The sequence below is a fragment of the Lelliottia sp. WB101 genome (genome assembly GCF_003051885.1).
GTDB classification, from domain to species: Bacteria; Pseudomonadota; Gammaproteobacteria; order Enterobacterales; family Enterobacteriaceae; genus Enterobacter; species Enterobacter nimipressuralis.
In genome coordinates this window covers 1,858,168-1,879,908 of sequence record NZ_CP028520.1, presented here as the reverse complement: position 1 = coordinate 1,879,908, position 21,741 = coordinate 1,858,168, and the positions used below count along the sequence as shown (strand labels likewise).

General features: G+C 55.7%; 24 protein-coding genes and 1 tRNA gene. 7 read left to right on the top strand and 18 right to left on the bottom strand.

Annotation, left to right across the window (positions count from 1 at the left end):
- Positions 1-10 precede the first annotated feature (10 nt).
- Both DAI21_RS09010 and DAI21_RS09005 read right to left on the bottom strand, forming a co-directional pair.
- Entirely contained in the window at positions 11-538 is a 528-nt protein-coding gene (locus DAI21_RS09010; protein WP_100779051.1) for a GNAT family N-acetyltransferase, read from the bottom strand.
- Between the two features lie 4 nt (positions 539-542).
- Positions 543-1,013 carry an Lrp/AsnC family transcriptional regulator gene (locus DAI21_RS09005; RefSeq protein WP_100779050.1) on the bottom strand — a complete coding sequence of 157 codons (471 nt, stop codon included), beginning with the start codon at positions 1,011-1,013 and terminating at the stop codon, positions 543-545.
- Between the two features lie 114 nt (positions 1,014-1,127).
- Here DAI21_RS09005 and DAI21_RS09000 point away from each other — a divergent pair, with 114 nt between their 5' ends.
- Entirely contained in the window at positions 1,128-1,739 is a 612-nt protein-coding gene (locus tag DAI21_RS09000; RefSeq protein ID WP_100779049.1) for a LysE family translocator, read from the top strand.
- Positions 1,740-1,768: 29 nt separating this feature from the next.
- On the opposite strand, the gene DAI21_RS08995 is transcribed toward DAI21_RS09000, so the two are convergent.
- The 3 genes from DAI21_RS08995 to DAI21_RS08985 form a co-directional block, all read right to left on the bottom strand.
- A complete protein-coding gene (locus tag DAI21_RS08995; RefSeq protein WP_107702903.1) occupies positions 1,769-2,041 on the bottom strand; it encodes a GNAT family N-acetyltransferase in 273 nt (90 codons plus the stop codon).
- A 10-nt stretch (positions 2,042-2,051) separates the two neighbouring features.
- Positions 2,052-2,282 (bottom strand): 4Fe-4S mono-cluster protein YjdI, encoded by a 231-nt coding sequence (yjdI, locus tag DAI21_RS08990; RefSeq protein WP_100779047.1) that lies wholly within the window; start codon positions 2,280-2,282, stop codon positions 2,052-2,054.
- A gap of 68 nt (positions 2,283-2,350) precedes the next feature.
- Positions 2,351-3,247 carry a LysR family transcriptional regulator gene (locus DAI21_RS08985; protein ID WP_107702902.1) on the bottom strand — a complete coding sequence of 299 codons (897 nt, stop codon included), beginning with the start codon at positions 3,245-3,247 and terminating at the stop codon, positions 2,351-2,353.
- An 86-nt stretch (positions 3,248-3,333) separates the two neighbouring features.
- Between DAI21_RS08985 and DAI21_RS08980 the strand changes: the two genes are divergently transcribed.
- Entirely contained in the window at positions 3,334-4,119 is a 786-nt protein-coding gene (locus DAI21_RS08980; RefSeq protein ID WP_107702901.1) for an NAD(P)H-dependent oxidoreductase, read from the top strand.
- Positions 4,120-4,156: 37 nt separating this feature from the next.
- Here the strand turns inward: DAI21_RS08980 and DAI21_RS08975 are convergent.
- Both DAI21_RS08975 and actS read right to left on the bottom strand, forming a co-directional pair.
- Positions 4,157-4,230, bottom strand: a tRNA-Gly gene (locus tag DAI21_RS08975).
- A gap of 80 nt (positions 4,231-4,310) precedes the next feature.
- A complete protein-coding gene (gene actS / locus DAI21_RS08970; RefSeq protein WP_255409576.1) occupies positions 4,311-5,057 on the bottom strand; it encodes an amidase activator ActS in 747 nt (248 codons plus the stop codon).
- 159 nt (positions 5,058-5,216) lie between these two features.
- Here actS and idi point away from each other — a divergent pair, with 159 nt between their 5' ends.
- On the top strand, positions 5,217-5,768 hold the full coding sequence (gene idi, locus DAI21_RS08965) for an isopentenyl-diphosphate Delta-isomerase (protein ID WP_107702900.1): 552 nt from the start codon (positions 5,217-5,219) through the stop codon (positions 5,766-5,768).
- 48 nt (positions 5,769-5,816) lie between these two features.
- Here idi and lysS read toward each other — a convergent pair whose 3' ends face one another.
- From lysS to xerD, 5 genes are all read right to left on the bottom strand, one after another.
- A complete protein-coding gene (gene lysS, locus DAI21_RS08960; protein WP_100779042.1) occupies positions 5,817-7,334 on the bottom strand; it encodes a lysine--tRNA ligase in 1,518 nt (505 codons plus the stop codon).
- A gap of 9 nt (positions 7,335-7,343) precedes the next feature.
- Positions 7,344-8,442, bottom strand: a protein-coding gene (gene prfB, locus DAI21_RS08955; protein ID WP_100779041.1) for a peptide chain release factor 2 whose coding sequence is annotated in 2 segments (ribosomal slippage) — positions 7,344-8,366 and positions 8,368-8,442 — 1,098 coding nt in all. Because the reading frame shifts where the segments join, the coding sequence is not laid out codon by codon here.
- 90 nt (positions 8,443-8,532) lie between these two features.
- Complete coding sequence (recJ, locus tag DAI21_RS08950; RefSeq protein WP_107702899.1) at positions 8,533-10,266, bottom strand: single-stranded-DNA-specific exonuclease RecJ; 1,734 nt, start codon at positions 10,264-10,266, stop codon at positions 8,533-8,535.
- A 5-nt stretch (positions 10,267-10,271) separates the two neighbouring features.
- Positions 10,272-10,985 (bottom strand): bifunctional protein-disulfide isomerase/oxidoreductase DsbC, encoded by a 714-nt coding sequence (gene dsbC, locus DAI21_RS08945; protein WP_107702898.1) that lies wholly within the window; start codon positions 10,983-10,985, stop codon positions 10,272-10,274.
- Positions 10,986-11,013: 28 nt separating this feature from the next.
- Positions 11,014-11,910 carry a site-specific tyrosine recombinase XerD gene (xerD, locus tag DAI21_RS08940; RefSeq protein ID WP_100779038.1) on the bottom strand — a complete coding sequence of 299 codons (897 nt, stop codon included), beginning with the start codon at positions 11,908-11,910 and terminating at the stop codon, positions 11,014-11,016.
- Positions 11,911-12,010: 100 nt separating this feature from the next.
- Between xerD and fldB the strand changes: the two genes are divergently transcribed.
- Entirely contained in the window at positions 12,011-12,532 is a 522-nt protein-coding gene (gene fldB / locus DAI21_RS08935; protein WP_100779037.1) for a flavodoxin FldB, read from the top strand.
- Positions 12,533-12,536: 4 nt separating this feature from the next.
- Here fldB and DAI21_RS08930 read toward each other — a convergent pair whose 3' ends face one another.
- Positions 12,537-12,950, bottom strand: coding sequence for a protein YgfX (locus tag DAI21_RS08930; RefSeq protein ID WP_100779036.1), 414 nt, complete (start codon positions 12,948-12,950; stop codon positions 12,537-12,539).
- A complete protein-coding gene (sdhE, locus tag DAI21_RS08925) occupies positions 12,931-13,197 on the bottom strand; it encodes an FAD assembly factor SdhE (RefSeq protein ID WP_095283258.1) in 267 nt (88 codons plus the stop codon). Before sdhE ends, DAI21_RS08930 begins: the two co-directional genes overlap by 20 nt.
- 267 nt (positions 13,198-13,464) lie before the next feature.
- On the opposite strand from sdhE, the gene ygfZ reads away from it, so the two are divergent.
- A complete protein-coding gene (gene ygfZ, locus DAI21_RS08920) occupies positions 13,465-14,445 on the top strand; it encodes a tRNA-modifying protein YgfZ (RefSeq protein ID WP_107702897.1) in 981 nt (326 codons plus the stop codon).
- Positions 14,446-14,491: 46 nt separating this feature from the next.
- On the opposite strand, the gene DAI21_RS08915 is transcribed toward ygfZ, so the two are convergent.
- Both DAI21_RS08915 and yqfB read right to left on the bottom strand, forming a co-directional pair.
- Positions 14,492-15,151 carry a hemolysin III family protein gene (locus DAI21_RS08915; protein WP_107702896.1) on the bottom strand — a complete coding sequence of 220 codons (660 nt, stop codon included), beginning with the start codon at positions 15,149-15,151 and terminating at the stop codon, positions 14,492-14,494.
- Between the two features lie 163 nt (positions 15,152-15,314).
- The gene (gene yqfB / locus DAI21_RS08910) at positions 15,315-15,626 is read right to left on the bottom strand and encodes a N(4)-acetylcytidine aminohydrolase (RefSeq protein ID WP_107702895.1); all 312 of its coding nucleotides are present in this window, start codon (positions 15,624-15,626) and stop codon (positions 15,315-15,317) included.
- Positions 15,627-15,678: 52 nt separating this feature from the next.
- On the opposite strand from yqfB, the gene DAI21_RS08905 reads away from it, so the two are divergent.
- Positions 15,679-16,410, top strand: a complete 732-nt coding sequence (locus tag DAI21_RS08905) for a MurR/RpiR family transcriptional regulator (protein ID WP_102104699.1) — start codon at positions 15,679-15,681, stop codon at positions 16,408-16,410.
- A 116-nt stretch (positions 16,411-16,526) separates the two neighbouring features.
- Positions 16,527-17,960 (top strand): 6-phospho-beta-glucosidase BglA, encoded by a 1,434-nt coding sequence (bglA, locus tag DAI21_RS08900; protein WP_102104700.1) that lies wholly within the window; start codon positions 16,527-16,529, stop codon positions 17,958-17,960.
- Between the two features lie 75 nt (positions 17,961-18,035).
- Here bglA and DAI21_RS08895 read toward each other — a convergent pair whose 3' ends face one another.
- Both DAI21_RS08895 and gcvP read right to left on the bottom strand, forming a co-directional pair.
- The gene (locus DAI21_RS08895) at positions 18,036-18,779 is read right to left on the bottom strand and encodes an SDR family oxidoreductase (protein WP_107702894.1); all 744 of its coding nucleotides are present in this window, start codon (positions 18,777-18,779) and stop codon (positions 18,036-18,038) included.
- 68 nt (positions 18,780-18,847) lie between these two features.
- A complete protein-coding gene (gcvP, locus tag DAI21_RS08890) occupies positions 18,848-21,721 on the bottom strand; it encodes an aminomethyl-transferring glycine dehydrogenase (protein WP_107702893.1) in 2,874 nt (957 codons plus the stop codon).
- Between the last annotated feature and the right edge of the window lie 20 nt (positions 21,722-21,741).

Here is a 21,741-nt window from a genome sequence, read left to right as displayed (position 1 = left end):
GCTTTCCGGGCTACACTTGCCGCGCTATGCGATAGAGTACATGCTCCGCCAGACGATGATCGGGGGCGAGCGCAGGATGCAAAAACTCGCCCTCTTTTATCATCCCCAGGCGTTTCATCAGGTTCTCTGACGGCGCATTCAGCACCGAGGTAAATGAGACCACCTCGCTCAGCCCCAGCGTTTTAAAGCCATACTCCAGCGCCGCCGTGGCCGCCTCGTACGCCAGCCCCTGATGCCAGAACGGTTTTGCCAGACGCCAGCCAATCTCCGTGCAGGGTGAAAAGGCAAAACGGTCAGGCTGAGGGTGCAGCCCCAGACTACCGACAAACTCCCCCGTCGCGGTTAACTCAACGGCCCAGAACCCCCAGCCGCGTTCGGCGATGCCTTCTTGAAATCGCGCGGCAAGATTGTCGCTCTCTTCCCGCGTCAAGGTCGCCGGGAAAAATCGCATGACGTCGCTGTCGCCATTGAGTGCCGCAAAAGGGGCGAGATCTTCTGGCCTCCACTGCCGGAGCAGCAGTCGTGGTGTCTCTATCATCGGGTTATCCTTGTTTTAAGGTGTCGAGGGGGAAGGGCCGGTCCTGCACGACGGTTTTCATCACCAGCGTCGAGCGCAAATGCTGCACGCCAGGCATTGCCGATAATTTCTCATCGTACAGTTTCTGGAACGCGGGGAGATCGCGCGTGACCACATGCATTAAATAGTCAGGATCGCCGAACAGACGCTGCGCCAGCACGATCTGCGGGATCTCTTCCACCGCCGCCTCAAAGGCGCTGACGGCCCGCTTGTCGCCCTCTTTTAACGTCGCAAAAACAATCGCCACAAAATTGAAGCCCATTTTCGCGGGATCGAGATTTGCGCGATAGCCCGTAATCGCCCCGCTCTGCTCAAGGGCGCGCACGCGTCGGTGACAGGGCGAAAGGCTTAAGTTTACCCGTTCGGCCAGTTCCGTAAGCGACAGACGGCCATCCACCTGTAGCTCAGCAAGTATTTTTCGATCGATGCTATCCATTTAGAAGAGTTTCTCATTTTAGCCCTGTTTTCAGCATAACATTGGAAGCTCATTTCGCCTGGATGTCGATATTCTTTCTTTCCGCTAATATCGTTTTTGAAGAGTGATCAAAGAATGGAAATGAGTATCGTCGTCGGGTTCTGGCTGGTCTCTTTTCTGCTGATAATGACGCCAGGCGCCGACTGGGCTTATGCCATCAGCGCGGGGATCAACGGGCGGCGCGTGGTACCGGCAGTGATGGGGCTGATGTCCGGGCATTTGCTGGCGACGGTTATTGTGGTGGCGGGTGTCGGGGTGTTGATCGCCGGGCATCCTCTGGCGCTGTCGCTGCTGACCGTCCTGGGTGCCGTCTATTTGCTGTGGCTGGGCGTGACGATTTTGCGCCATCCGGCCACGGTCAGCGCCGCTGAGCAGCAGGACGGAAGCTGGAACCAGTGGGCGCTTAAAGGGCTTTGTATCAGCGGACTGAACCCGAAAGTGTTCCTGCTGTTTCTGGCGCTACTTCCGCAATTTACCGACCCCAAAGGCAGCTGGTCGGTGCCTGTACAGATGTCCGCGCTGGCGATGATGCACCTGCTCACCTGCACGCTGATCTACCTGCTGGTGGGCTACGGTTCACGGGCGCTATTAGCCACACGCCCGCAGGCGGCGCGGGTAGTGGGCATGATTTCCGGTGGGGTGATGGTGGTCATATCCGTCATTCTGATTTACGGACAGTTCAGATAAAAAAACACCGGCGGGAGCCGGTGCTGAAGTCAGGCGCGGATATCGTCGTATTCGCGCGTTTTATCAAACTCGTGTTTGGCAAACGGGCACAGCGGGATAACTTTGCGTTTCTCCGCGCGCATTTTCTCGACCACTTTCGCCACCAGCTGTTTACCTACGCGCTGCCCTTTCAGGCTGGCATCGACGTCCGTGTGCTCGATAATGCTTAGATGTTCCCCGGTCGGAACAAACACAATTTCAGCAACCTGATTCCCTTGTGCATCGTTGACGTAAAACTTGTTATGGCCTTCCAGAATATCCATGGTTCCTCGCTTATTTCTGGCGGTACTTCAGGGCACCGCTCGGGCAGGTATCAATCACTCTCTTGACCGTCTCGACATCCACTTCATCCGGGATGATCCACGGCTTACGCTTCAGATTAAACAGCTTGCTGCTGCCGCGCACGCAGTTTCCTGAGTGCTGGCATATCCCCGTATTGAAGTAGACATCGATCTTTTCCCCGGTATAGGCCCGGTATCCCGCGTCCAGTAAATCCTTATCCATGACATTGCCTCTGTTATTGTTATGCGTTCGGGATAAGCATAGCGCTGATATCACGAGGTGACTATGGCTCAGCCGAGCTGTGTCATCAGCATCTGACGCAGCCAGACGTGGCCCGCATCGCGATGCAACCGTTCATGCCAAAGCATCAGCATATCAAAGCCTTCCACGTCGACAGGCGGCGCTGAGACAGTTAATCCCGCCACATTACGCGTGAGCCTTTCCGGCACCACCGCCACCAGATCGGTTTTCAACAGCGCCTCGACCAGGAACAGGAAATGCGGCACCGACAGCACGACTTTTCGCGCCAGCCCGCTGCGGGCCAGCGCCACGTCAGTCGCAGCCCAGAAGCCGCCGCCATCCGGAGAGACTATCGCGTGTTCGAGCTGTGAAAACTCCTTTGCCGTGACGCCCGTTCGGAGCGCCGGATGGTCGCGACGCCCTGCCAGAACATAGCGCTCGCTGAATATCACCCGCTGATGCAGTGACGCGGGCGCCCCCTCCCGGGTATGAAAAATCAGATCGATATCGCCCTGCTCAGCCTGCCGCAAAATCCGCTGAGGATTAAGCTCATACACGGCGAGACGCGAGAGCGGCGCTGCCTGTCGGAGCGCTTCCAGCGCGGGCAGCAGGATTGCCGTCGCCATGTAGTCCGTTGCCGCTACGCGCCAGGTATTCTCCGTTTTCTCTGGTTCGAACGATGCCGCCGGGGCGACCACCGACTCCAGAGCTGCCAGCGCCTGACGCAGCGGTTCCCGCAGGGCGTCGGCTCGGGCCGTTGGCCTCATCCCGCGCGGCCCCGGCAGAAGCAGCGGATCGTTAAAAACATCCCGTAACCGGGCCAGCTGGACGCTGACGGAGGGCTGGGAGAGGTTCAAGCGCCTCGCTGCCCGGGTCACATTCAGCTCGTCGAGGAGCACCTGCAGCGTGAGGAGGAGATTGAGATCGAGCTGCGAGAAATTAATCATGGCAATACCTGTCATTGCGGTAATCAATTTTTACTATAACGGAGATTTCCCTATTCTGACGGGACTTTCTCTATCAGGAATCGCTCATGAATGTATTAATTGTCTTTGCCCATCCCGAACCTCGCTCGCTTAACGGACAGCTGAAAGATGAGGCTGTCAGACATCTGCAGCAGACCGGTCATCAGGTGCACGTTTCTGATCTCTATGGCATGAAGTGGAAGACCGTCCTGGATACCGAAGATTCACTCGCCCCGTTGCGCGGTGAACGTTTTGATCCTTCCGTAGACTCCCGCTTTGCCTACGACAACGCCCTACAAGCAGCGGATATCGCCGCTGAGCAGGAAAAATTACGCTGGGCCGATGCCGTGATTTTCCAGTTTCCGCTGTGGTGGTTCTCAATGCCTGCCATCATGAAAGGCTGGTTTGACCGGGTGTACGCCAACGGTTTTGCCTACGGCGTGGGCGAGCACAGCGACCACCACTGGGGCGATCGGTACGGCGAGGGGAATCTGTCCGGTAAACGCGCGATGCTGTTGGTCACCACCGGCGGCTGGGAATCGCACTACGCTCCGCGCGGCATAAACGGTGCTATCGACGATATTCTGTTTCCAATCCAGCACGGGATGCTTTTCTACCCAGGCTTTACGGTGCTGCCGCCAATGCTGATTTACCGCACCGGGAAAACCGACGACGCTAAGTATGCCGGTTACCGCCAGCAGCTGACTGACAGGCTGGACACCTTATGGCACACAGAGCCGCTGAATTATCGTCGTCAGAACGCCGGAGATTATGAGATTCCTGCGTTAACCCTACGTCCGGACCTTGCGAAAGGAAAAACGGGACTGGGAATACATTTGCAAGACAGTGATTGATGCTGGTGTGAGTGTTTTGAACTGGGTGGGGTAGAGCTGGAGCGGGCGAAGGGAATCGAACCCTCGTATAGAGCTTGGGAAGCTCTCGTTCTACCATTGAACTACGCCCGCTTTGAGGTGCGTAAGGCATTATAGACCTTACGCATGTTCACACAAGCCTCCCGACTGCTAACCGGTGAATAATTAACCGCTTAGCATTTCGGTTTGCTGCCCTGCGCCGGAAGGTAGCGCTGGGGATCAATCGCCGTTGCGCGATAGCGAATCTGGAAATGCAGCGCAACGGAACTGGCTCCCGTGCTGCCCATGGTCGCGATTTTCTGTCCGGCTTTTACGTTTTGTCCGTTATTCACCAGCAGCGTATCGTTGTGCGCGTAAGCGGTAATGTAGTCCTCACCGTGCTTAATCATGATCAGGTTGCCGTAACCGCGCAGCTGGTCACCCACGTAAACCACCTTCCCTGCACCCGACGCATAGACCGGCGTTCCGCGCGCATTCGCAATATCAATGCCTTTGTTGCCACCTTCTGCGGTGGAGTACGGCATAATCACTTTCCCACTGGCAGGCCACACCCAGCAGCGTTGCCCGACCGGCGGCCAGGACGATTGCGGCACCGCGTAAGACGGCGTCACTTTGGCGGTTTTACCTTTCGAGGAAGAGGATTTTTTCGCCGTAGAGCTACCGCTATTGAGCCTGAGCTTTTGCCCTATCTCGATGGTATAAGGTGCAGAAATATTGTTCAGGCGAGCCAGGTCTTTCACGCTCGTTCCGGTTGAGCGCGAGATTTTATAGAGTGTGTCGCCGCGCTTAACGGTGTAGACCGCGCCGGAGTAGCTTCCCGAATCCGCTGATTTACTGCCCGAACAGCCTGCCAGCATGAGCGTCAGCATCAGGCAAAAAAGGGCAATCAGGGGATTTCTTGTCAGGCTTCCTGCAAACAAAGCGGCTCCTCGGTCAGCGTAAATGGCGTCCTATGATAGCAGCCTGAATTCTGTTGCCAATCTTTGCTGTAAAGACTCTTTCCGCATTCAGCATTCAAGCCGCCAGCCAAAGAGTGAGATATAATGTTGCCATCCCGTCGTTCGGGTACTGGAGTCGGAATGAGCACACAAGAACACGTCATTTTGGTTAACGCCCAGGGAGAGGTCATCGGCACTCAGGAAAAGTATGCCGCCCACACATCGCATACCCCTCTGCATCTGGCTTTCTCTTCGTGGTTGTTTAACACCCAGGGGGAGTGCCTTGTCACACGTCGCGCCCTGAGCAAAAAAGCCTGGCCCGGCGTCTGGACCAACTCCGTCTGCGGCCACCCGCAAACCGGCGAACGTACCGAACACGCGCTTATTCGCCGCTGTCGGTATGAAATTGGCGCCGAAATCACAGATCTGACGCCCATCGCGCTGGATTTTCGCTACTGCGAAACGGACCCCTCAGGGATCGTCGAAAACGAAATTTGCCCGGTATATGCCGCAAAGCTGGTCAGCCCGCTGAATCTCAATCCCGATGAAGTGATGGCGGTTCAGTGGGTTGATCTGGAGTCGCTGTTCCACGCTATCGCCGCGACGCCGTGGGCCTTTAGCCCATGGATGGTGTCGCAGGTCGCCATCGCCCATAAAGCACTCAGGCAGTTCGCCGCCGATCTAAGGTCATAAAAAAAGCCCCGACGCGATGAACGCCGGGGCTTTTTGCATCTCAGTGACTTATTTTACCGGGCGCATCGCCGGGAACAGAATCACGTCGCGGATGGTGTGGCTGTTGGTGAACAGCATGACCATACGGTCGATACCGATACCCAGACCTGCCGTTGGCGGCAAGCCGTGTTCCAGCGCGGTTACGTAGTCTTCGTCGAAGAACATCGCTTCGTCGTCGCCTGCGGCTTTCGCATCAACCTGATCCTGGAAGCGCTGCGCCTGGTCCTGCGCATCGTTCAGCTCGCTAAAGCCGTTACCGATTTCGCGGCCACCGATGAAGAACTCAAAGCGATCGGTGATTTCCGGGTTTTCGTCGTTACGACGCGCCAGCGGAGAGACTTCTGCCGGATACTCAGTGATGAAGGTTGGCTGAATCAGGTGCGCTTCGGCCACTTCTTCGAAGATCTCGGTCACGATACGGCCCAGACCCCAGCTCTTCTCAACTTTAATACCGATGCTGTCAGCGATAGCTTTAGCGGAATCGAAGTTATCCAGATCGGCCATGTTGGTCTCTGGACGGTACTTCTTGATAGCTTCGCGCATGGTCAGTTTGACGAACGGCTTACCAAAGTCGAACACTTCGTCGCCGTAAGGCACTTCAGTGGTGCCGAGAATATCCTGCGCCAGGGTACGGAACAGTGACTCAGTCAGCTCGATCAGATCTTTGTAATCTGCGTAAGCCATGTAGAGTTCCATCATGGTGAACTCTGGGTTATGGCGAACGGAGATGCCTTCGTTACGGAAGTTACGGTTGATTTCGAACACGCGTTCGAAGCCGCCAACCACCAGACGTTTCAGGTACAGTTCCGGCGCGATACGCAGGTACATGTCCAGATCCAGCGCGTTGTGATGGGTGATGAACGGACGCGCAGACGCGCCGCCTGGGATCACCTGCATCATTGGCGTTTCAACTTCCATAAAATCACGGCCAACCATGAACTGACGGATACCCGCCATAATCTGGGAACGGATTTTGAAGGTTTTACGGGATTCATCGTTAGAGATGAGATCCAGGTAACGCTGACGGTAACGCGCTTCCTGATCCTGCAGACCGTGGAATTTATCCGGCAGCGGACGCAATGCTTTGGTCAGCAAACGCAGTTCGGTACAGTGGATAGACAGCTCGCCCGTCTTGGTCTTGAACAACTTGCCTTTCGCACCCAGGATATCGCCCAGGTCCCACTTCTTGAACTGCTCGTTGTAGATGCCTTCTGGCAGATCGTCACGGGAAACGTACAGCTGAATACGGCCGCCGACGTCCTGTAAAGTCACGAAAGACGCCTTACCCATCACACGACGAGTCATCATGCGGCCTGCAACGGACACTTCTACGTTCAGCGCTTCCAGCTCTTCGTTTTCTTTCGCGTCGAAGTCAGCGTGCAGCTGGTCTGAGGTATGATCGCGACGAAAATCGTTCGGGAATGGGATACCCTGCTCACGCAGTGCAGCCAGCTTCTCGCGACGGGTTTTCAGTTCGTTATTAAGATCGACTACCGCGTCAGTGCCCTGTGCTTGTTGTTCAGACATGTTGGTTCCTCATAACCCTGCTTTCAAACTTGCTTCGATAAATTGGTCCAGGCTGCCGTCCAGCACCGCCTGCGTGTTGCGGGTTTCAACCCCGGTACGCAGATCTTTGATACGGGAGTCATCGAGGACGTAAGAACGAATCTGGCTGCCCCAGCCGATGTCAGATTTGTTATCTTCCATCACCTGTTTCTCAGCATTCTTCTTCTGCATTTCCAGCTCATAAAGCTTCGCTTTCATCTGCTTCATGGCCTGGTCTTTGTTCTTATGCTGCGAACGGTCGTTCTGGCACTGTGTCACCAGTCCGGTTGGAATATGGGTGATACGCACCGCAGATTCCGTACGGTTAACGTGCTGACCACCCGCACCGGATGCGCGGTAAACGTCGATACGCAGATCGGCCGGATTGATTTCGATGTCGATATCATCTTCCACTTCCGGATAAACAAACGCGGAGCTGAAAGAGGTATGACGACGGCCGCCGGAATCGAACGGGCTTTTACGTACCAGGCGATGAACGCCCGTTTCGGTACGCAGCCAGCCATAAGCGTAATCACCGATGATTTTGATGGTCACAGATTTAATACCCGCGACTTCACCTTCAGACTCTTCAATGATTTCGGTTTTGAAACCGCGCGCTTCTGCCCAACGCAGATACATACGCATCAGCATGCTCGCCCAGTCCTGGGCTTCTGTCCCGCCAGAACCGGCCTGGATATCGAGATAGCAGTCGGCGTTGTCGTACTCGCCAGAGAACATGCGGCGGAATTCGAGCTGCGCCAGTTTATCTTCCAGCACGTCGAGTTCGGCGATGGTTTCGTTAAAGGTCTCTTCGTCGTCGGCTTCGACGGCTAATTCCAGCAGGCCGGACACATCTTCCAGCCCCTGAGACATTTGATCCAGGGTTTCAACGATGGCTTCGAGGGAGGAACGCTCTTTACCCAGCGCCTGTGCGCGTTCAGGTTCGTTCCAGACGTCGGGCTGTTCCAGCTCGGCGTTTACTTCTTCAAGACGCTCTTTCTTGGCATCGTAGTCAAAGATACCCCCGAAGAACGCTGGAGCGCTCCGTGAGGTCTTGAATGCGGTTTTTTACCGGATTAATTTCAAACATGGTCTTTTTTCTTTATTGGACTAGTCAAAATGCGGTGATAAGAGCGGGATTGTACCGAATCCACGCCCTTTTTTATAGAGAATAGTGACGCTAAATTGGCCAGATATGATCGATGATAATCTGCAAACTGCGATTGCCGCGAAACTCGTTAATATCCAGTTTGTAGGCCAGTTCGACCTCGCGCACGCCGCTGTCGGGCCAGACGGTGGTATCGACGTTAAAGGCGATACCATCCAGCAGCGGACCGCCGTTCACCGGCTCGACCATCACTTTCAGATGGCGCTCGCCCACCAGACGCTGTTGCAGCAGGCGAAAACGCCCGTCGAACAGCGGCTCCGGGAACATCTGCCCCCACGGCCCGGCGTCGCGCAGCATCTGCGCCACGTCCATGGTCATCTCCGCCGCAGACAGCGCGCCGTCAGAGACCACTTCACCCTGCAGCAGTGACGGATCCAGCCAGTCGGTCACCAGCGCGCTGAACAGGCGCTGAAATTCGTCGAATTTCGCCTCTTCCAGCGATAAACCGGCCGCCATCGCGTGGCCGCCAAACTTGATCATCAAATTGGGATGGAGTGTGTCGAGACGCTCCAGCGCATCGCGCATGTGCAGCCCCTGGATGGAACGGCCTGAGCCTTTCAGCGTGCCGTCTCCCGCAGGTGCAAACGCGATCACCGGACGGTGAAAACGCTCTTTGATGCGCGAGGCCAAAATCCCGACCACGCCCTGATGCCACTCCGGGTGGTACATCGCCAGGCCGCCGGGTAGTGTCTCGGTGCTGCGCTCAAGTTTTTCGCACAGGGTCAGGGCTTCGGCCTGCATCCCCTGTTCGATCTCTTTGCGCGTCTGGTTCAGCGCGTCCAGCTCATTGGCCAGCACGCGCGCTTCGCCGATGTTGTCACAGAGCAGAAGCGCCACGCCAACGGACATATCATCGAGCCGCCCTGCCGCATTAAGACGCGGGCCGAGCGCAAAACCGAGATCGCTGGCCGCCAGCTTGAGGGGATCGCGATTGGAGATTTCGAGCAGCGCTTTAATCCCCGGACGGCATTTCCCCGCCCGGATACGCCCCAGCCCTTGCCAGGTCAAAATACGGTTATTGGTATCCAGCGGCACCACGTCCGCCACCGTGCCGAGCGCCACCAAATCGAGGTATTCGGCCAGATTCGGAATCGCAATTCCGCGCGCCTCAAACCAGCCCTTATCACGCAGCAGCGCGCGCAGGGCCAGCATCAGGTAAAAAGCCACACCTACACCTGCCAGCGATTTCGATGGGAAATCACAGTCGCGCAGATTGGGGTTAATGATGGCTTCAGCTGCCGGCAGCGTTTCACCCGGCAGGTGGTGATCGGTGACGATAACCGGGATCCCGAGATCGTGTGCCCGATCGACGCCGGCATGGGATGAGATCCCGTTATCGACGGTCAGGATCATCTGCGCGCCGCGCGCGTGCGCCTGATCGACCACTTCCGGGCTGAGACCATAACCGTCTTCAAAACGGTTTGGCACCAGATAGGTGACGTTATCGCAGCCCAGCGCGCGCAGGCTGAGGACGCTCAGGGCGGTACTGGTCGCGCCATCGGCGTCAAAATCGCCGACCACGACAATACGGGTCCCTTCACGCAGTGCGTCATAGAGCAATTCTGTCGCTTTTTCGACGCCGCTGAGCTGCTGCCACGGCAGCATCCCTTTGACGCTGCGCTCCAGTTCGCTGGCCGCGCGAACGCCGCGCCCCGCGTACAGACGGCGCAGAAGCGGCGACAGGTCAGCTGGTAAATCAACGCTTTCATCCACCTCGCGGCGGCGCAATTTTGTCTTAGTTTTCACGCGGATTATTTACCGCCAAACTGTTTTTGATGGGCGTCGAGGAACTCTTTCATCTCTTTTGGTCCCTGATAGCCCGGCACGACGTACCCGTTGCTCAGCACAATGGCTGGCGTGCCGGTGACGCCAAACTGCACGCCCAGCGCGTAATGGTTGGCGATATCAATATCGCAGGAGGCCGGTTTCACGCCTTTACCGTTCATGGCGTCATCAAAGGCTTTGTTACGATCTTTCGCACACCAGATGGCTTTCATATCCTGCTCTGGCTGGCTCTGCACGCCCGCGCGCGGGAACGCCAGATAACGCACGGTGATCCCCAGCGCGTTGTAGTCTTTCATCTCTTCATGCAGCTTGTGGCAGTAGCCACAGGTGATATCAGTGAACACGGTGATCACGTGTTTTTCCTGCGCCGCTTTGTAAACGATCATCTCTTTTTCCAGCGCGTTCAGGTTTTTCATCAGCAGCTGGTTGGTCACGTTCACCGGCTGCGCGCCGCTCACGTCATACATTGGGCCCTGAATGAAGTGCTTGCCGTCTTCGGTCACATACAGCACACCGCTGTTGGTCAGCACGGTTTTCATTCCGGCAACGGGCGCAGGCTGGATATCACTGCTGGTCACGCCGAGTTTTGCCAGCGACTGTTTGATCGCTGCGTCATCAGCATGGGCAAAACCGGTAAAAGAGGCTGCCAGCAGGGAGAACAGCACTAAAGATTTTTTCATTTTCAATCCTATCACTATGGTTCGGCACTCACGCTCGTGGGTGGTGCTGTTGGTGTAGCTGCCGCAGGCGTTCTGTCGCTACATGGGTGTAGATTTGCGTCGTAGAAAGATCGCTGTGCCCCAGCAGCATCTGCACCACCCGCAAATCGGCGCCATGGTTGAGCAAATGCGTCGCAAAGGCATGACGCAGAACGTGCGGCGAAAGTTTTTCACTGTCGATGCCTGCCAGTGTGGCGTAATGTTTAATGCGATGCCAGAAGGTTTGTCGCGTCATCTGCTGCGCGCGCTGGCTGGGGAACAGAACATCAATCGATACACCGTTCAGAAGCCACGGGCGTCCGTGCTCCAGGTAGTTTTCCACCCAGTAGACCGCCTCTTCGCCGAGCGGCACCAGCCGTTCTTTATTTCCCTTGCCGATCACCCGCACTACGCCCTGACGCAAGCTGATGTCGCTCATGGTTAAACCGACAAGTTCCGAGACGCGCAGCCCGGTGGCATACAACACCTCAAGCATGGCTTTATCGCGTAACTCCAGCGGGAGGTCAACCGCCGGGGATTGTAAAAGCCGATCGACCTGGGCCTCGCTGAGATCTTTCGGGAGACGCTGCGGAAGCTTGGGCGACGCCAGCAGCGCGCTGGGATCGTCCGCACGCAGCTTCTCGCGATACATATGCTGGAACAGGCGGCGCATCGCACTCAGCAAGCGGGCAGAGCTGGTGGCTTTATAGCCGCCCTCCATGCGTTCGGCCAATAAGGCCTGGAGATCGTCGTGCTGCGCCTGTTCAAGGGACAGGTCACGGTGCGCCAGCCACTCCACCAGCAGGGTTAAATCGCGGCGATAAGCGCTGAGCGTATTCTCCGCCAGATTTTTTTCCAGCCACAGCGCATCGAGAAATTGTTCGATGAGGGCGAGATCCTTTTCCACGTCTGCTCCTGTGATTCTGCTATCGGCCATTATGACGTAATGGTACAGGTTTCTGGTACACTACGCGCAAAGTCAAAGCAAGTATTGAGAAGTTTACGCGATGAATATTGGTCTGTTTTATGGTTCCAGCACCTGCTACACCGAAATGGCCGCGGAGAAAATTCGCGACATCATTGGCCCGGAACTGGTGACTCTGCACAATCTTAAAGACGACGCGCCCACAGAGATGGAGCAGTACGACGTTCTGATCCTTGGCATTCCGACCTGGGATTTTGGTGAATTACAGGAAGACTGGGAAGCCATCTGGGATCAGCTCGATTCGCTTAATCTTGAAGGCAAAATCATTGCGCTGTACGGCATGGGCGATCAGCTGGGTTATGGCGAATGGTTCCTGGATGCGCTCGGGATGCTGCATGATAAACTCGCGCCGAAGGGCGTCACGTTTATCGGCTACTGGCCGACAGAAGGCTACGAGTTCACAAGCGTCAAACCGATCATTGCTGATGGCGAACTCTTTGTCGGACTGGCGCTGGATGAAACCAACCAGTACGATCTCAGTGAAGATCGCCTGCAAAACTGGTGCGAGCAAATTCTGGGCGAAATGGCAGAGAAGTTTAGCTGATTTCTTAGCGTCCTGGCGTCGGCTGCTGCATCACCATCCGGCGCAAATCTCGCCACTCGCTGGCATCCATACTGTCTGCTGACAGCCAAAGATGCTGGCAACGCGCCCCTTCCTCTTTACGCAGGCGGAACATCATCCCGGAATTCAGCATCCAGGGTGTGCCGACGATCTCCCACTCTTTGCCCTGCCAGCGCAACCGCGAGTCCATCAGCAGTTTGATCTCACCCTGACGGGCGTTGATACGCCGCTGACTGCGCACACTGTCGAACACCACCAGCGAAAGAAGCAGCATCCAGAGCGGTGTATAGCTAAGCGGCCACGGCATCAGCAAAATAAAAGCCGCCACAATGCCGTGGAGTAAAAGAGACATCCACTGTGAGCGCCACGAGACGCGCAGATCAGATTGCCACAGGACCACGTTCCCGATTCCGTGTTTGAATTAATTGCACCATCCGCTGCAACTCGGTGTCGGCGGGTTTGCCATGATTCATCAGCCAGTTGAATAAATCCGGATCGTCACTCTCCAGCAGGCGGATAAACAGACGTTTATCATCATCGCTTAAGCTGTCGTACTCATATTCGAAGAAGGGCATGACGGAAATATCAAGTTCACGCATGCCGCGACGGCACGCCCAGTGGATACGGGCCTTGTTGTTAATGTCCATGTCGATTTCCTGCTTAACGTTTCTTCTACCTCTAAGAGGGACGATTTCTAGTGTAACGTGTTTTTTGCTGTTTCATTACTGGAATATGAACAACTGGAAGCACGCTTCCAGAATAAACCCTGCAATCTAAGCGGATTACTCTGTTCTGCGTAGCGCTACGCAAGAACAGCGATAAGGCACAATTGGGCTGCTGAAAGCGCTTGCAATGACTACAGTCTCTTTTACCATTAGGCATTATCGAAGCGTTATGCAATTCAGGACATCACTATGGCTTTTACTCCATTTTCTCCTCGCCAGCCTGTCGCCTCTGCGCGTCTGCCGCTGACGCTGATTTCTCTTGATGACTGGGCGCTGGCGACCCTCACCGGCGCGGATGCCGAAAAGTATCTGCAAGGCCAGGTGACCGCCGACGTGGGCCAGATGACTGAGCACCAGCATCTGCTGGCGGCGCATTGCGATCCTAAAGGTAAGATGTGGAGCAATCTGCGCCTGTTCCGTCGTCAGGACGGTTTCGCCCTGATCGAACGCCGCAGCCTGCGCGATGCCCAGCTCACTGAGCTGAAGAAATATGCGGTGTTTTCCAAGGTCACTATCGCCGCAGATGACGAACACGTTCTGCTGGGCGTTGCCGGTTTCCAGGCGCGCGCGGCGCTGAAAAATCTGTTCAACGAACTGCCGGATGCGGAAAAACAGCTGGTGAGCGAAGGCGTTACCTCGATTCTGTGGTTTGAACACCCTGCCGAACGCTTCCTGTTGGTCACCGATGTGGCCACCGCCGAGCGCGTCACGGAAGCGCTGCGCGGTGAAGCGCAGTTCAACAACAGCCAGCAGTGGCTGGCCCTGAACATCGAAGCCGGGTTGGCGGTTATCGATGCCGTTAACAGCGCGCAGTTTATCCCGCAGGCAACGAACCTGCAGGCGCTGGGCGGCATCAGCTTTAAGAAAGGCTGCTACACCGGTCAGGAGATGGTGGCGCGTGCGAAATTCCGCGGGGCCAACAAACGCGCCCTGTGGTATCTGGCAGGCCACGCCAGCCGCGTACCGGAAGCCGGAGAAGATCTGGAGCTGAAAATGGGCGACAATTGGCGTCGTACGGGCACCGTGTTGGCCGCCGTTCAGTTGGATGATGGTCGTCTGCTGGTGCAGGTGGTGATGAATAACGACATGGAGCCGGACAGCGTGTTCCGCGTGCGTGACGATGCCAACACCCTGAGCATTGAGCCGCTGCCGTATTCGTTAGAAGAGTGAGTGTTTAGTTTTTTTGCCCGGCAAGCGTAACGCCGCCGGGCACAAATCAAACCTGTCCGACGTACAGATAAATCGCCAGGAAGTGACACACGCTGCCGCCTAACACAAAGCAGTGCCAGATAGCGTGGTTGTAAGGAATGCGTTTGCAGACGTAGAAAATCACCCCCAGGGAATAGACCACACCGCCCACCGCCAGCAGCGTTACGCCGCCCGCCGCTAACTTCACCGCCAGCTGATAGACCACAATCAGCGACAGCCAGCCCATCGTCAGATAGGTCACCAGTGAAAGCACTTTAAAACGGTGCGCAATGGTGAGCTTAAACAAGATCCCCAGCAGCGCCAGGCTCCAGATGACAATCATCAGGCCGCGCGACAGAGGCGAGTTTAACCCTACCAGTAAAAACGGGGTGTACGTCCCGGCAATCAACAGATAGATCGCGCAGTGGTCGAATTTCTTCAGCCATCGTTTTGCCCGCTGATGCGGAATGGCGTGATACAGGGTCGAGGCGAGGAAAAGCAGGATCATACTCCCGCCGTACAAGCTGTAGCTGGTGATCGCCATCGCGTTCGCGTTGGTGTCGAAAGCCTGAACCAACAACAACACCAGGCCCACAATGCCGAACACCAGGCCGATGCCATGGCTGATACTGTTGGCTATTTCCTCAGCCAGTGAATATCCCTGCGCAGTTAATGGTTTGCTAACCATAGAGGACTCCGGGAAAACATAAGATCATGATGTATCGCTTAACTATGCTAACTGAGAATGATTTCAGTGAACACCTGTTAGCTAAAATAAATCCAAATCCCAGATTAGTCCTTAAAAATCATTAAATTAAAAACGATTTTCACCTAACAGATGTGAGTTTTAATCAAAGGCATTTAAAATCAATCACATAAAACTGACTTTGATTCGGATAGATCTCTGCAATCACCTGTTTAAGCGCCCCAAGTGACATATTCTCCTGCTGCGCATGTTTTTCCGTTAGCGTATCCAGCGTGACGGCCGATGTTCCCACCACTTCGATGGTGCAAAAATAGGCGTCGTCTTCAAAGCGTCCGACGCGCAAAATATCACCCGTTTTAAAATGTGATTCAGACTCGTCACGAATGGTGATGGTTTTACGTCCGCCCAGAATGTCATCCTGGAAGCGCTGAAAAAAAGTGATGTCGTTAGGCTGCATGTTATTATTCCCTGAAGATGAAGTCTGATGAGTGAGTTTAGCCACTGTGAGCATGTTCTCCCATTCCGCCATTGCCAGTCTCAACAATCTGGAGATGATGGTCTACAACTATGTCATCAAAAACCGCGACAAGGTGACCTACATGACAATCCGCGAGCTGGCGGATGCGGCTGGCGTGTCCACCACCACCGTGCTGCGTTTTTGTCGCAAGCTCAACTGTGACGGCTATTCCGAATTCCGCGTGCGGTTTAAATTATATTTAGAACAAAACGAACCGCAGCAGGCGAATTTCGGCACCAGTGAAATTATCAGTTTTTTTAAAAGCGTTAACAACGAAGAATTTGATGCGTTATTAGAGCAGGCGGTCGATATTATATTATCGTCAGAGCGTATTATTTTTGTCGGCGCGGGCACGTCCGGATCGCTTGCAAAATATGGCGCGAGATTCTTCTCAAACATCGGTAAATTCAGTAACCATATCGACGATCCTTATTTTCCGGTAACGAACGATATGGCGAAAAATGCGCTGGCGATTGTCTTGTCCGTCTCAGGCGAAACGGAAGAGATCCTGCGCTTCGCCAGCCAGTTCAGCCTGCATCACTGTAAAGTGCTCTCTATCACCAGCCACGAGCACTCGCGCCTGGCAAAACTGGCGGACTTTAATCTCTCCTGGCATGTGCCGCAAACCCGTATTGCAGGCGTCTACGATATTACGACTCAAATTCCGGTGATTTATATTCTTGAATCAATTGGCCGTAAACTGGCGAAGAAACTGGCGGAATAAAACGCCCTGTTTTTTTGATGTAACATATTACATTCCAGGCTAATTGTTATATCGTGACATTTAATTCTGCTTTGCTAGACTCGAAATCAATAGATCCTAAGACGAGCATAGCAAACATGAAAAAACTCACCTTACCAAAAGATTTTTTATGGGGCGGCGCGGTAGCGGCGCACCAGGTTGAAGGCGGCTGGAATAAAGGCGGCAAAGGGCCAAGCATTTGCGACGTGCTGACCGGCGGCGCCCACGGCGTTCCGCGTGAAATCACTCAGGAAGTAGTACCGGGCAAATATTATCCGAACCACGAAGCCATCGACTTCCACGGTCATTACAAAGAAGACATCAAGCTGTTTGCCGAAATGGGCTTCAAATGTTTCCGTACTTCTATCGCCTGGACGCGAATCTTCCCGAAAGGCGACGAAACTCAGCCGAATGAAGAAGGGCTGAAGTTCTACGACGACATGTTCGATGAGCTGCTGAAGTACAACATCGAACCGGTCATCACCCTCTCCCACTTCGAAATGCCGCTGCATCTGGTGCAGGAATACGGCGGGTGGACCAACCGCAAAGTGGTGGATTTCTTTGTACGCTTTGCCGAAGTGGTCTTCGAGCGCTACAAGAGCAAGGTCAAATACTGGATGACCTTTAACGAAATCAACAACCAGCGTAACTGGCGCGCACCGCTGTTCGGCTACTGCTGCTCCGGCGTGGTCTATACCGAGCATGAAAACCCGGAAGAGACCATGTATCAGGTGCTGCACCATCAGTTCGTTGCCAGCGCGCTGGCCGTGAAGGCCGCGCGTCGCATCAATCCAGAAATGAAAGTCGGCTGCATGCTGGCGATGGTGGCGCTCTATCCGTTCTCCTGCAAACCAGAAGACGTGATGTTCGCTCAGGAATCCATGCGTGAACGCTATGTCTTCACCGACGTACAGCTGCGCGGCTACTACCCAAGCTACGTGCTGAACGAGTGGGAACGCCGTGGCTTTACCATCAACATGGAAGCGGGTGACGAGCAGATCCTGCGTGAAGGCACCTGTGATTACTTAGGTTTCAGCTACTACATGACGAACGCCGTCAAAGCCGAAGGCGGAACCGGTGACGCGATTTCCGGCTTCGAAGGCAGCGTGCCGAACCCGCACGTGAAAGCCTCCGACTGGGGCTGGCAGATTGACCCGGTCGGCCTGCGCTATGCTCTTTGCGAGCTGTATGAGCGCTATCAGAAACCGCTGTTTATCGTTGAGAACGGCTTTGGCGCGTACGATAAGGTCGAAGAAGACGGCAGTATCAACGATGACTACCGTATCGACTATCTGCGCGCGCACGTGGAAGAGATGATGAAAGCCGTGACCTATGATGGCGTGGACCTGATGGGATACACCCCGTGGGGTTGCATCGACTGCGTCTCCTTCACCACCGGCCAGTACAGCAAGCGCTACGGCTTTATCTATGTGAACAAGCACGATGACGGCACGGGCGATATGTCCCGCTCCCGTAAGAAGAGCTTTGCGTGGTACAAAGAGGTGATTGCCAGCAACGGCGAGAACATCTAAATACCCGGTCGGCGCTTAGCTTGCGCCGACCAGCACTCTCCAGCCCGGTCAGCGCAACGCCACCGGGCATTATCACTACTTCCCGCCCGCTAACTCGATAAAACTGCCCGTCACATACGACGCTTTCTCGCTGAGCAGCCAGACAATCGCCTGTGCTACCTCTTCCGGCTGGCCGCCGCGCTGCATCGGTAAAGCGGATTTCACCCGATCCACACGACCTGGCTCACCGCCGGACGCATGGATATCGGTGTAAATCAGGCCGGGACGCACGCCGTTGACCCGAATACCGTACGCCGCTACCTCCAGCGCCAGCCCGGTCGTGAGTGAATCCACCGCCCCTTTCGACGCCGCATAATCAACGTACTCGCCCGGAGCCCCCAGACGCGATGCTGCCGAGGAGACATTCACAATCGCCCCGCCTTTGCCTTGATGTTTGAAGGACATGCGTTTTACCGCTTCACGACAGCAGAGGAAATAGCCCGTAACGTTGGTCGCCAGCACGCGGTTGATGCGCTCGGCCGAGAGATTTTCGATGGTGCTCTGCTCACACAAAATCCCGGCGTTGTTGACGAGTGCCGCCAGCGGCTCTCCCTCGCGGTCAATGCTGTCAAACATCGCCAGCACCTGCGTCTCGTCGCTGATATCCGCGCGCACGGCAAAGGCTTTGCCACCTGCATCGGTAATCTGAGCGATCACATCCGTCGCGGCCTTAATATTGTGGTGATAATTCACCGCCACGGTGTAGCCTTCGCCTGCCAGCTGCAGGGCTGTCGCTCGGCCAATTCCCCGGCTCGCGCCGGTAACCAGTGCAATTGCCATATATTTCTCCCAATAAAAAAGCCGGGTGGCGGCTACGCCTTACCCGGCCTCCTGTCAAAGCTTAAGTATTACTGATATTCGCTCATTGGCACGCAAGAACAGAACAGATTACGATCGCCGTAGACATCGTCGAGACGTTTCACGGTCGGCCAGTATTTGTTCGCCACACCTGCCGGGAAGACAGCCTGCTCACGGGTATAACCGTGGTTCCACTCTGCCACCAGCTCGTTTTGAGTGTGCGGGGCGTTCACCAGCGGGTTATCTTCCAGCGGCCATTGGCCCTGTTTCACACGGTCGATTTCCGCGCGGATCGCCAGCATCGCGTCGATAAAGCGGTCCAGTTCGACTTTGCTTTCCGATTCAGTTGGTTCAACCATCAGCGTACCCGCCACCGGGAAGGACATGGTTGGCGCGTGGAAGCCGTAGTCGATCAGGCGTTTAGCAATATCCAGTTCGCTAATCCCGGTCTCTTCTTTCAGCGGACGAATATCGAGAATACATTCGTGCGCCACGCGGCCATCGCGACCGGTGTAAAGCACCGGATAAGCGTCTTTCAGGCGAGTTGCGATGTAGTTCGCATTCAGAATCGCCACCTGGCTTGCCTGCTTCAGCCCTTCCGCGCCCATCATGCGGATATACATCCAGCTGATTGGCAGAATGGATGCGCTACCAAACGGTGCCGCAGAGACCGCGCCCTGACGGGTCAGCATGCCTTCAATCTGCACCACGCTGTGCCCTGGAACGAACGGTGCCAGGTGCGCTTTCACGCCGATTGGTCCCATACCCGGGCCGCCACCGCCGTGCGGAATACAGAAAGTTTTATGCAGGTTCAGGTGCGAAACGTCCGCGCCGATGAAACCTGGAGAAGTAATGCCCACCTGCGCGTTCATGTTTGCGCCGTCGAGGTAAACCTGACCGCCAAATTGATGCACCACTTCGCACACTTCGCGGATGGTCTCTTCGTACACGCCGTGAGTGGACGGGTAAGTCACCATGATGCAGGAGAGCTTGTCACCCGCTTGCTCTGCTTTCGCACGCAGATCGGCCAGATCGATGTTGCCGTTTTTATCACAGGCAACAACGACCACTTCCATTCCCGCCATCTGCGCAGACGCCGGGTTAGTGCCGTGGGCAGAGCTTGGGATCAGGCAGATATCACGATGCCCTTCGTTACGGCTTTCGTGATAGTGACGAATCGCCAGCAGACCGGCGTATTCACCCTGCGCGCCGGAGTTTGGCTGCATGCAGAGCGCGTCGTAGCCGGTCAGTTTCACCAGCCAGTCGGAGAGCTGACCGATCATCTGATGGTAGCCTTCCGCCTGATCGGCCGGGCAGAACGGGTGCAGTTCAGAGAACTCAGGCCAGGTAATCGGGATCATTTCCGCAGCGGCATTGAGCTTCATGGTACAAGAGCCCAGCGGGATCATCGCCTGGTTCAGCGCCAGATCTTTGCGCTCCAGAGAGTGCATGTAACGCATCATCTCGGTTTCGCTGTGATAGCGGTTAAACACCGGATGGGCCAGGATCGCGTCATCACGCAGCATGCTTTCCTGAATGGAGCGGCTGTCGTGCGCCACCTCTTTATCCAGGTTAGCGACGTCCAGACCGTGGTCATCACCCAGCAGTACGCTGAACAGCGCCTGGATGTCTTCACGGGTAGTGGTTTCGTTCAGGGTGATACCCACTGCGTTCAGAATATCGCTACGCAGATTGATTTCGGCAGCTTCGGCACGCGCCAGCACGCCCGCTTTGTCAGCCACTTCCATACACAGGGTGTCGAAGAAGTGTGCGTGACGCAGCTTGAGGCCTTTCTGCTGCAAGCCCGCCGCCAGAATATCGGCAAAACGGTGAATGCGGGTAGCGATGCGTTTCAGGCCGACCGGGCCGTGGAACACGGCGTACAGGCTGGCGATGTTGGCCAGCAGCACCTGAGAGGTACAAATGTTGGAGTTCGCTTTCTCGCGGCGGATATGCTGCTCGCGCGTCTGCATCGCCATGCGCAGCGCGGTGTTACCGGCAGCGTCTTTCGACACACCGATAATACGGCCTGGCATGGAGCGTTTGAATTCGTCTTTCGCGGCGAAGAAGGCCGCGTGCGGACCACCGTAGCCCATCGGCACGCCGAAGCGCTGTGCTGAGCCGAAGACAATATCTGCGCCCTGTTTGCCAGGGGCGGTGAGCAATACCAGCGCCATAAAATCAGCGGCCACGCTGACCACAATTTTGCGGGATTTCAGCTCAGTAATCAGGCTGCTGTAGTCGTGAACTTCACCGGTGGTGCCAACCTGCTGCAACAGCACGCCAAACACATCCTGGTGATCCAGAACCTTTTCCGCATCGTCAACAATCACGTCAAACCCGAAGGTTTCCGCACGGGTGCGGACCACGTCCAGCGTCTGGGGATGAATGTCTGCCGCCACGAAGAAGCGGTTAGCGTTTTTCAGCTTGCTGACGCGCTTAGCCATCGCCATCGCTTCAGCAGCGGCGGTCGCTTCGTCAAGCAGAGATGCAGAGGCAATATCCAGCCCTGTCAGATCCAGCGTCACCTGCTGGAAGTTCAGCAGCGCCTCCAGGCGGCCCTGAGACACTTCCGGCTGATAAGGCGTGTAGGCGGTGTACCAGCCTGGGTTTTCCAGCATGTTGCGCAGGATCACCGGCGGTAACTGCACCGGGGTGTAGCCCATGCCAATGTAAGACTTAAAGCGCTTGTTGAGACCGGCGATTGCCTTCAGCTCTGCCAGCGCGGCGTATTCAGTGGTCGCGTCACCTACCTGCGGCGGCGTGGCGAGCTGAATGTCTTTGGGCACGATCTGGCCGATCAGTGCGTTTAACGAATCCGCGCCAACTGTCTTCAGCATCTCCTGCTGTTGCTGAGCATCCGGCCCAATGTGACGTTCAATGAAGGCGCCACGGTTTTCAAGCTGGCTTAAAGTCTGTGTCATGAGCGATGGTTCCTAAACGT

What these genes read in the sequence shown, in the direction of transcription:
- DAI21_RS09010 (WP_100779051.1), bottom strand. Translation starts at nt 538, where the DNA reads ATGATAGAGACACCACGACTGCTGCTCCGGCAGTGGAGGCCAGAAGAT.
- DAI21_RS09005 (WP_100779050.1), bottom strand. Translation starts at nt 1,013, where the DNA reads ATGGATAGCATCGATCGAAAAATACTTGCTGAGCTACAGGTGGATGGC.
- DAI21_RS09000 (WP_100779049.1), top strand. Translation starts at nt 1,128, where the DNA reads ATGGAAATGAGTATCGTCGTCGGGTTCTGGCTGGTCTCTTTTCTGCTG.
- DAI21_RS08995 (WP_107702903.1), bottom strand. Translation starts at nt 2,041, where the DNA reads ATGGATATTCTGGAAGGCCATAACAAGTTTTACGTCAACGATGCACAA.
- yjdI (WP_100779047.1), bottom strand. Translation starts at nt 2,282, where the DNA reads ATGGATAAGGATTTACTGGACGCGGGATACCGGGCCTATACCGGGGAA.
- DAI21_RS08985 (WP_107702902.1), bottom strand. Translation starts at nt 3,247, where the DNA reads ATGATTAATTTCTCGCAGCTCGATCTCAATCTCCTCCTCACGCTGCAG.
- DAI21_RS08980 (WP_107702901.1), top strand. Translation starts at nt 3,334, where the DNA reads ATGAATGTATTAATTGTCTTTGCCCATCCCGAACCTCGCTCGCTTAAC.
- idi (WP_107702900.1), top strand. Translation starts at nt 5,217, where the DNA reads ATGAGCACACAAGAACACGTCATTTTGGTTAACGCCCAGGGAGAGGTC.
- lysS (WP_100779042.1), bottom strand. Translation starts at nt 7,334, where the DNA reads ATGTCTGAACAACAAGCACAGGGCACTGACGCGGTAGTCGATCTTAAT.
- dsbC (WP_107702898.1), bottom strand. Translation starts at nt 10,985, where the DNA reads ATGAAAAAATCTTTAGTGCTGTTCTCCCTGCTGGCAGCCTCTTTTACC.
- fldB (WP_100779037.1), top strand. Translation starts at nt 12,011, where the DNA reads ATGAATATTGGTCTGTTTTATGGTTCCAGCACCTGCTACACCGAAATG.
- sdhE (WP_095283258.1), bottom strand. Translation starts at nt 13,197, where the DNA reads ATGGACATTAACAACAAGGCCCGTATCCACTGGGCGTGCCGTCGCGGC.
- ygfZ (WP_107702897.1), top strand. Translation starts at nt 13,465, where the DNA reads ATGGCTTTTACTCCATTTTCTCCTCGCCAGCCTGTCGCCTCTGCGCGT.
- DAI21_RS08915 (WP_107702896.1), bottom strand. Translation starts at nt 15,151, where the DNA reads ATGGTTAGCAAACCATTAACTGCGCAGGGATATTCACTGGCTGAGGAA.
- yqfB (WP_107702895.1), bottom strand. Translation starts at nt 15,626, where the DNA reads ATGCAGCCTAACGACATCACTTTTTTTCAGCGCTTCCAGGATGACATT.
- DAI21_RS08905 (WP_102104699.1), top strand. Translation starts at nt 15,679, where the DNA reads ATGTTCTCCCATTCCGCCATTGCCAGTCTCAACAATCTGGAGATGATG.
- bglA (WP_102104700.1), top strand. Translation starts at nt 16,527, where the DNA reads ATGAAAAAACTCACCTTACCAAAAGATTTTTTATGGGGCGGCGCGGTA.
- DAI21_RS08895 (WP_107702894.1), bottom strand. Translation starts at nt 18,779, where the DNA reads ATGGCAATTGCACTGGTTACCGGCGCGAGCCGGGGAATTGGCCGAGCG.
- gcvP (WP_107702893.1), bottom strand. Translation starts at nt 21,721, where the DNA reads ATGACACAGACTTTAAGCCAGCTTGAAAACCGTGGCGCCTTCATTGAA.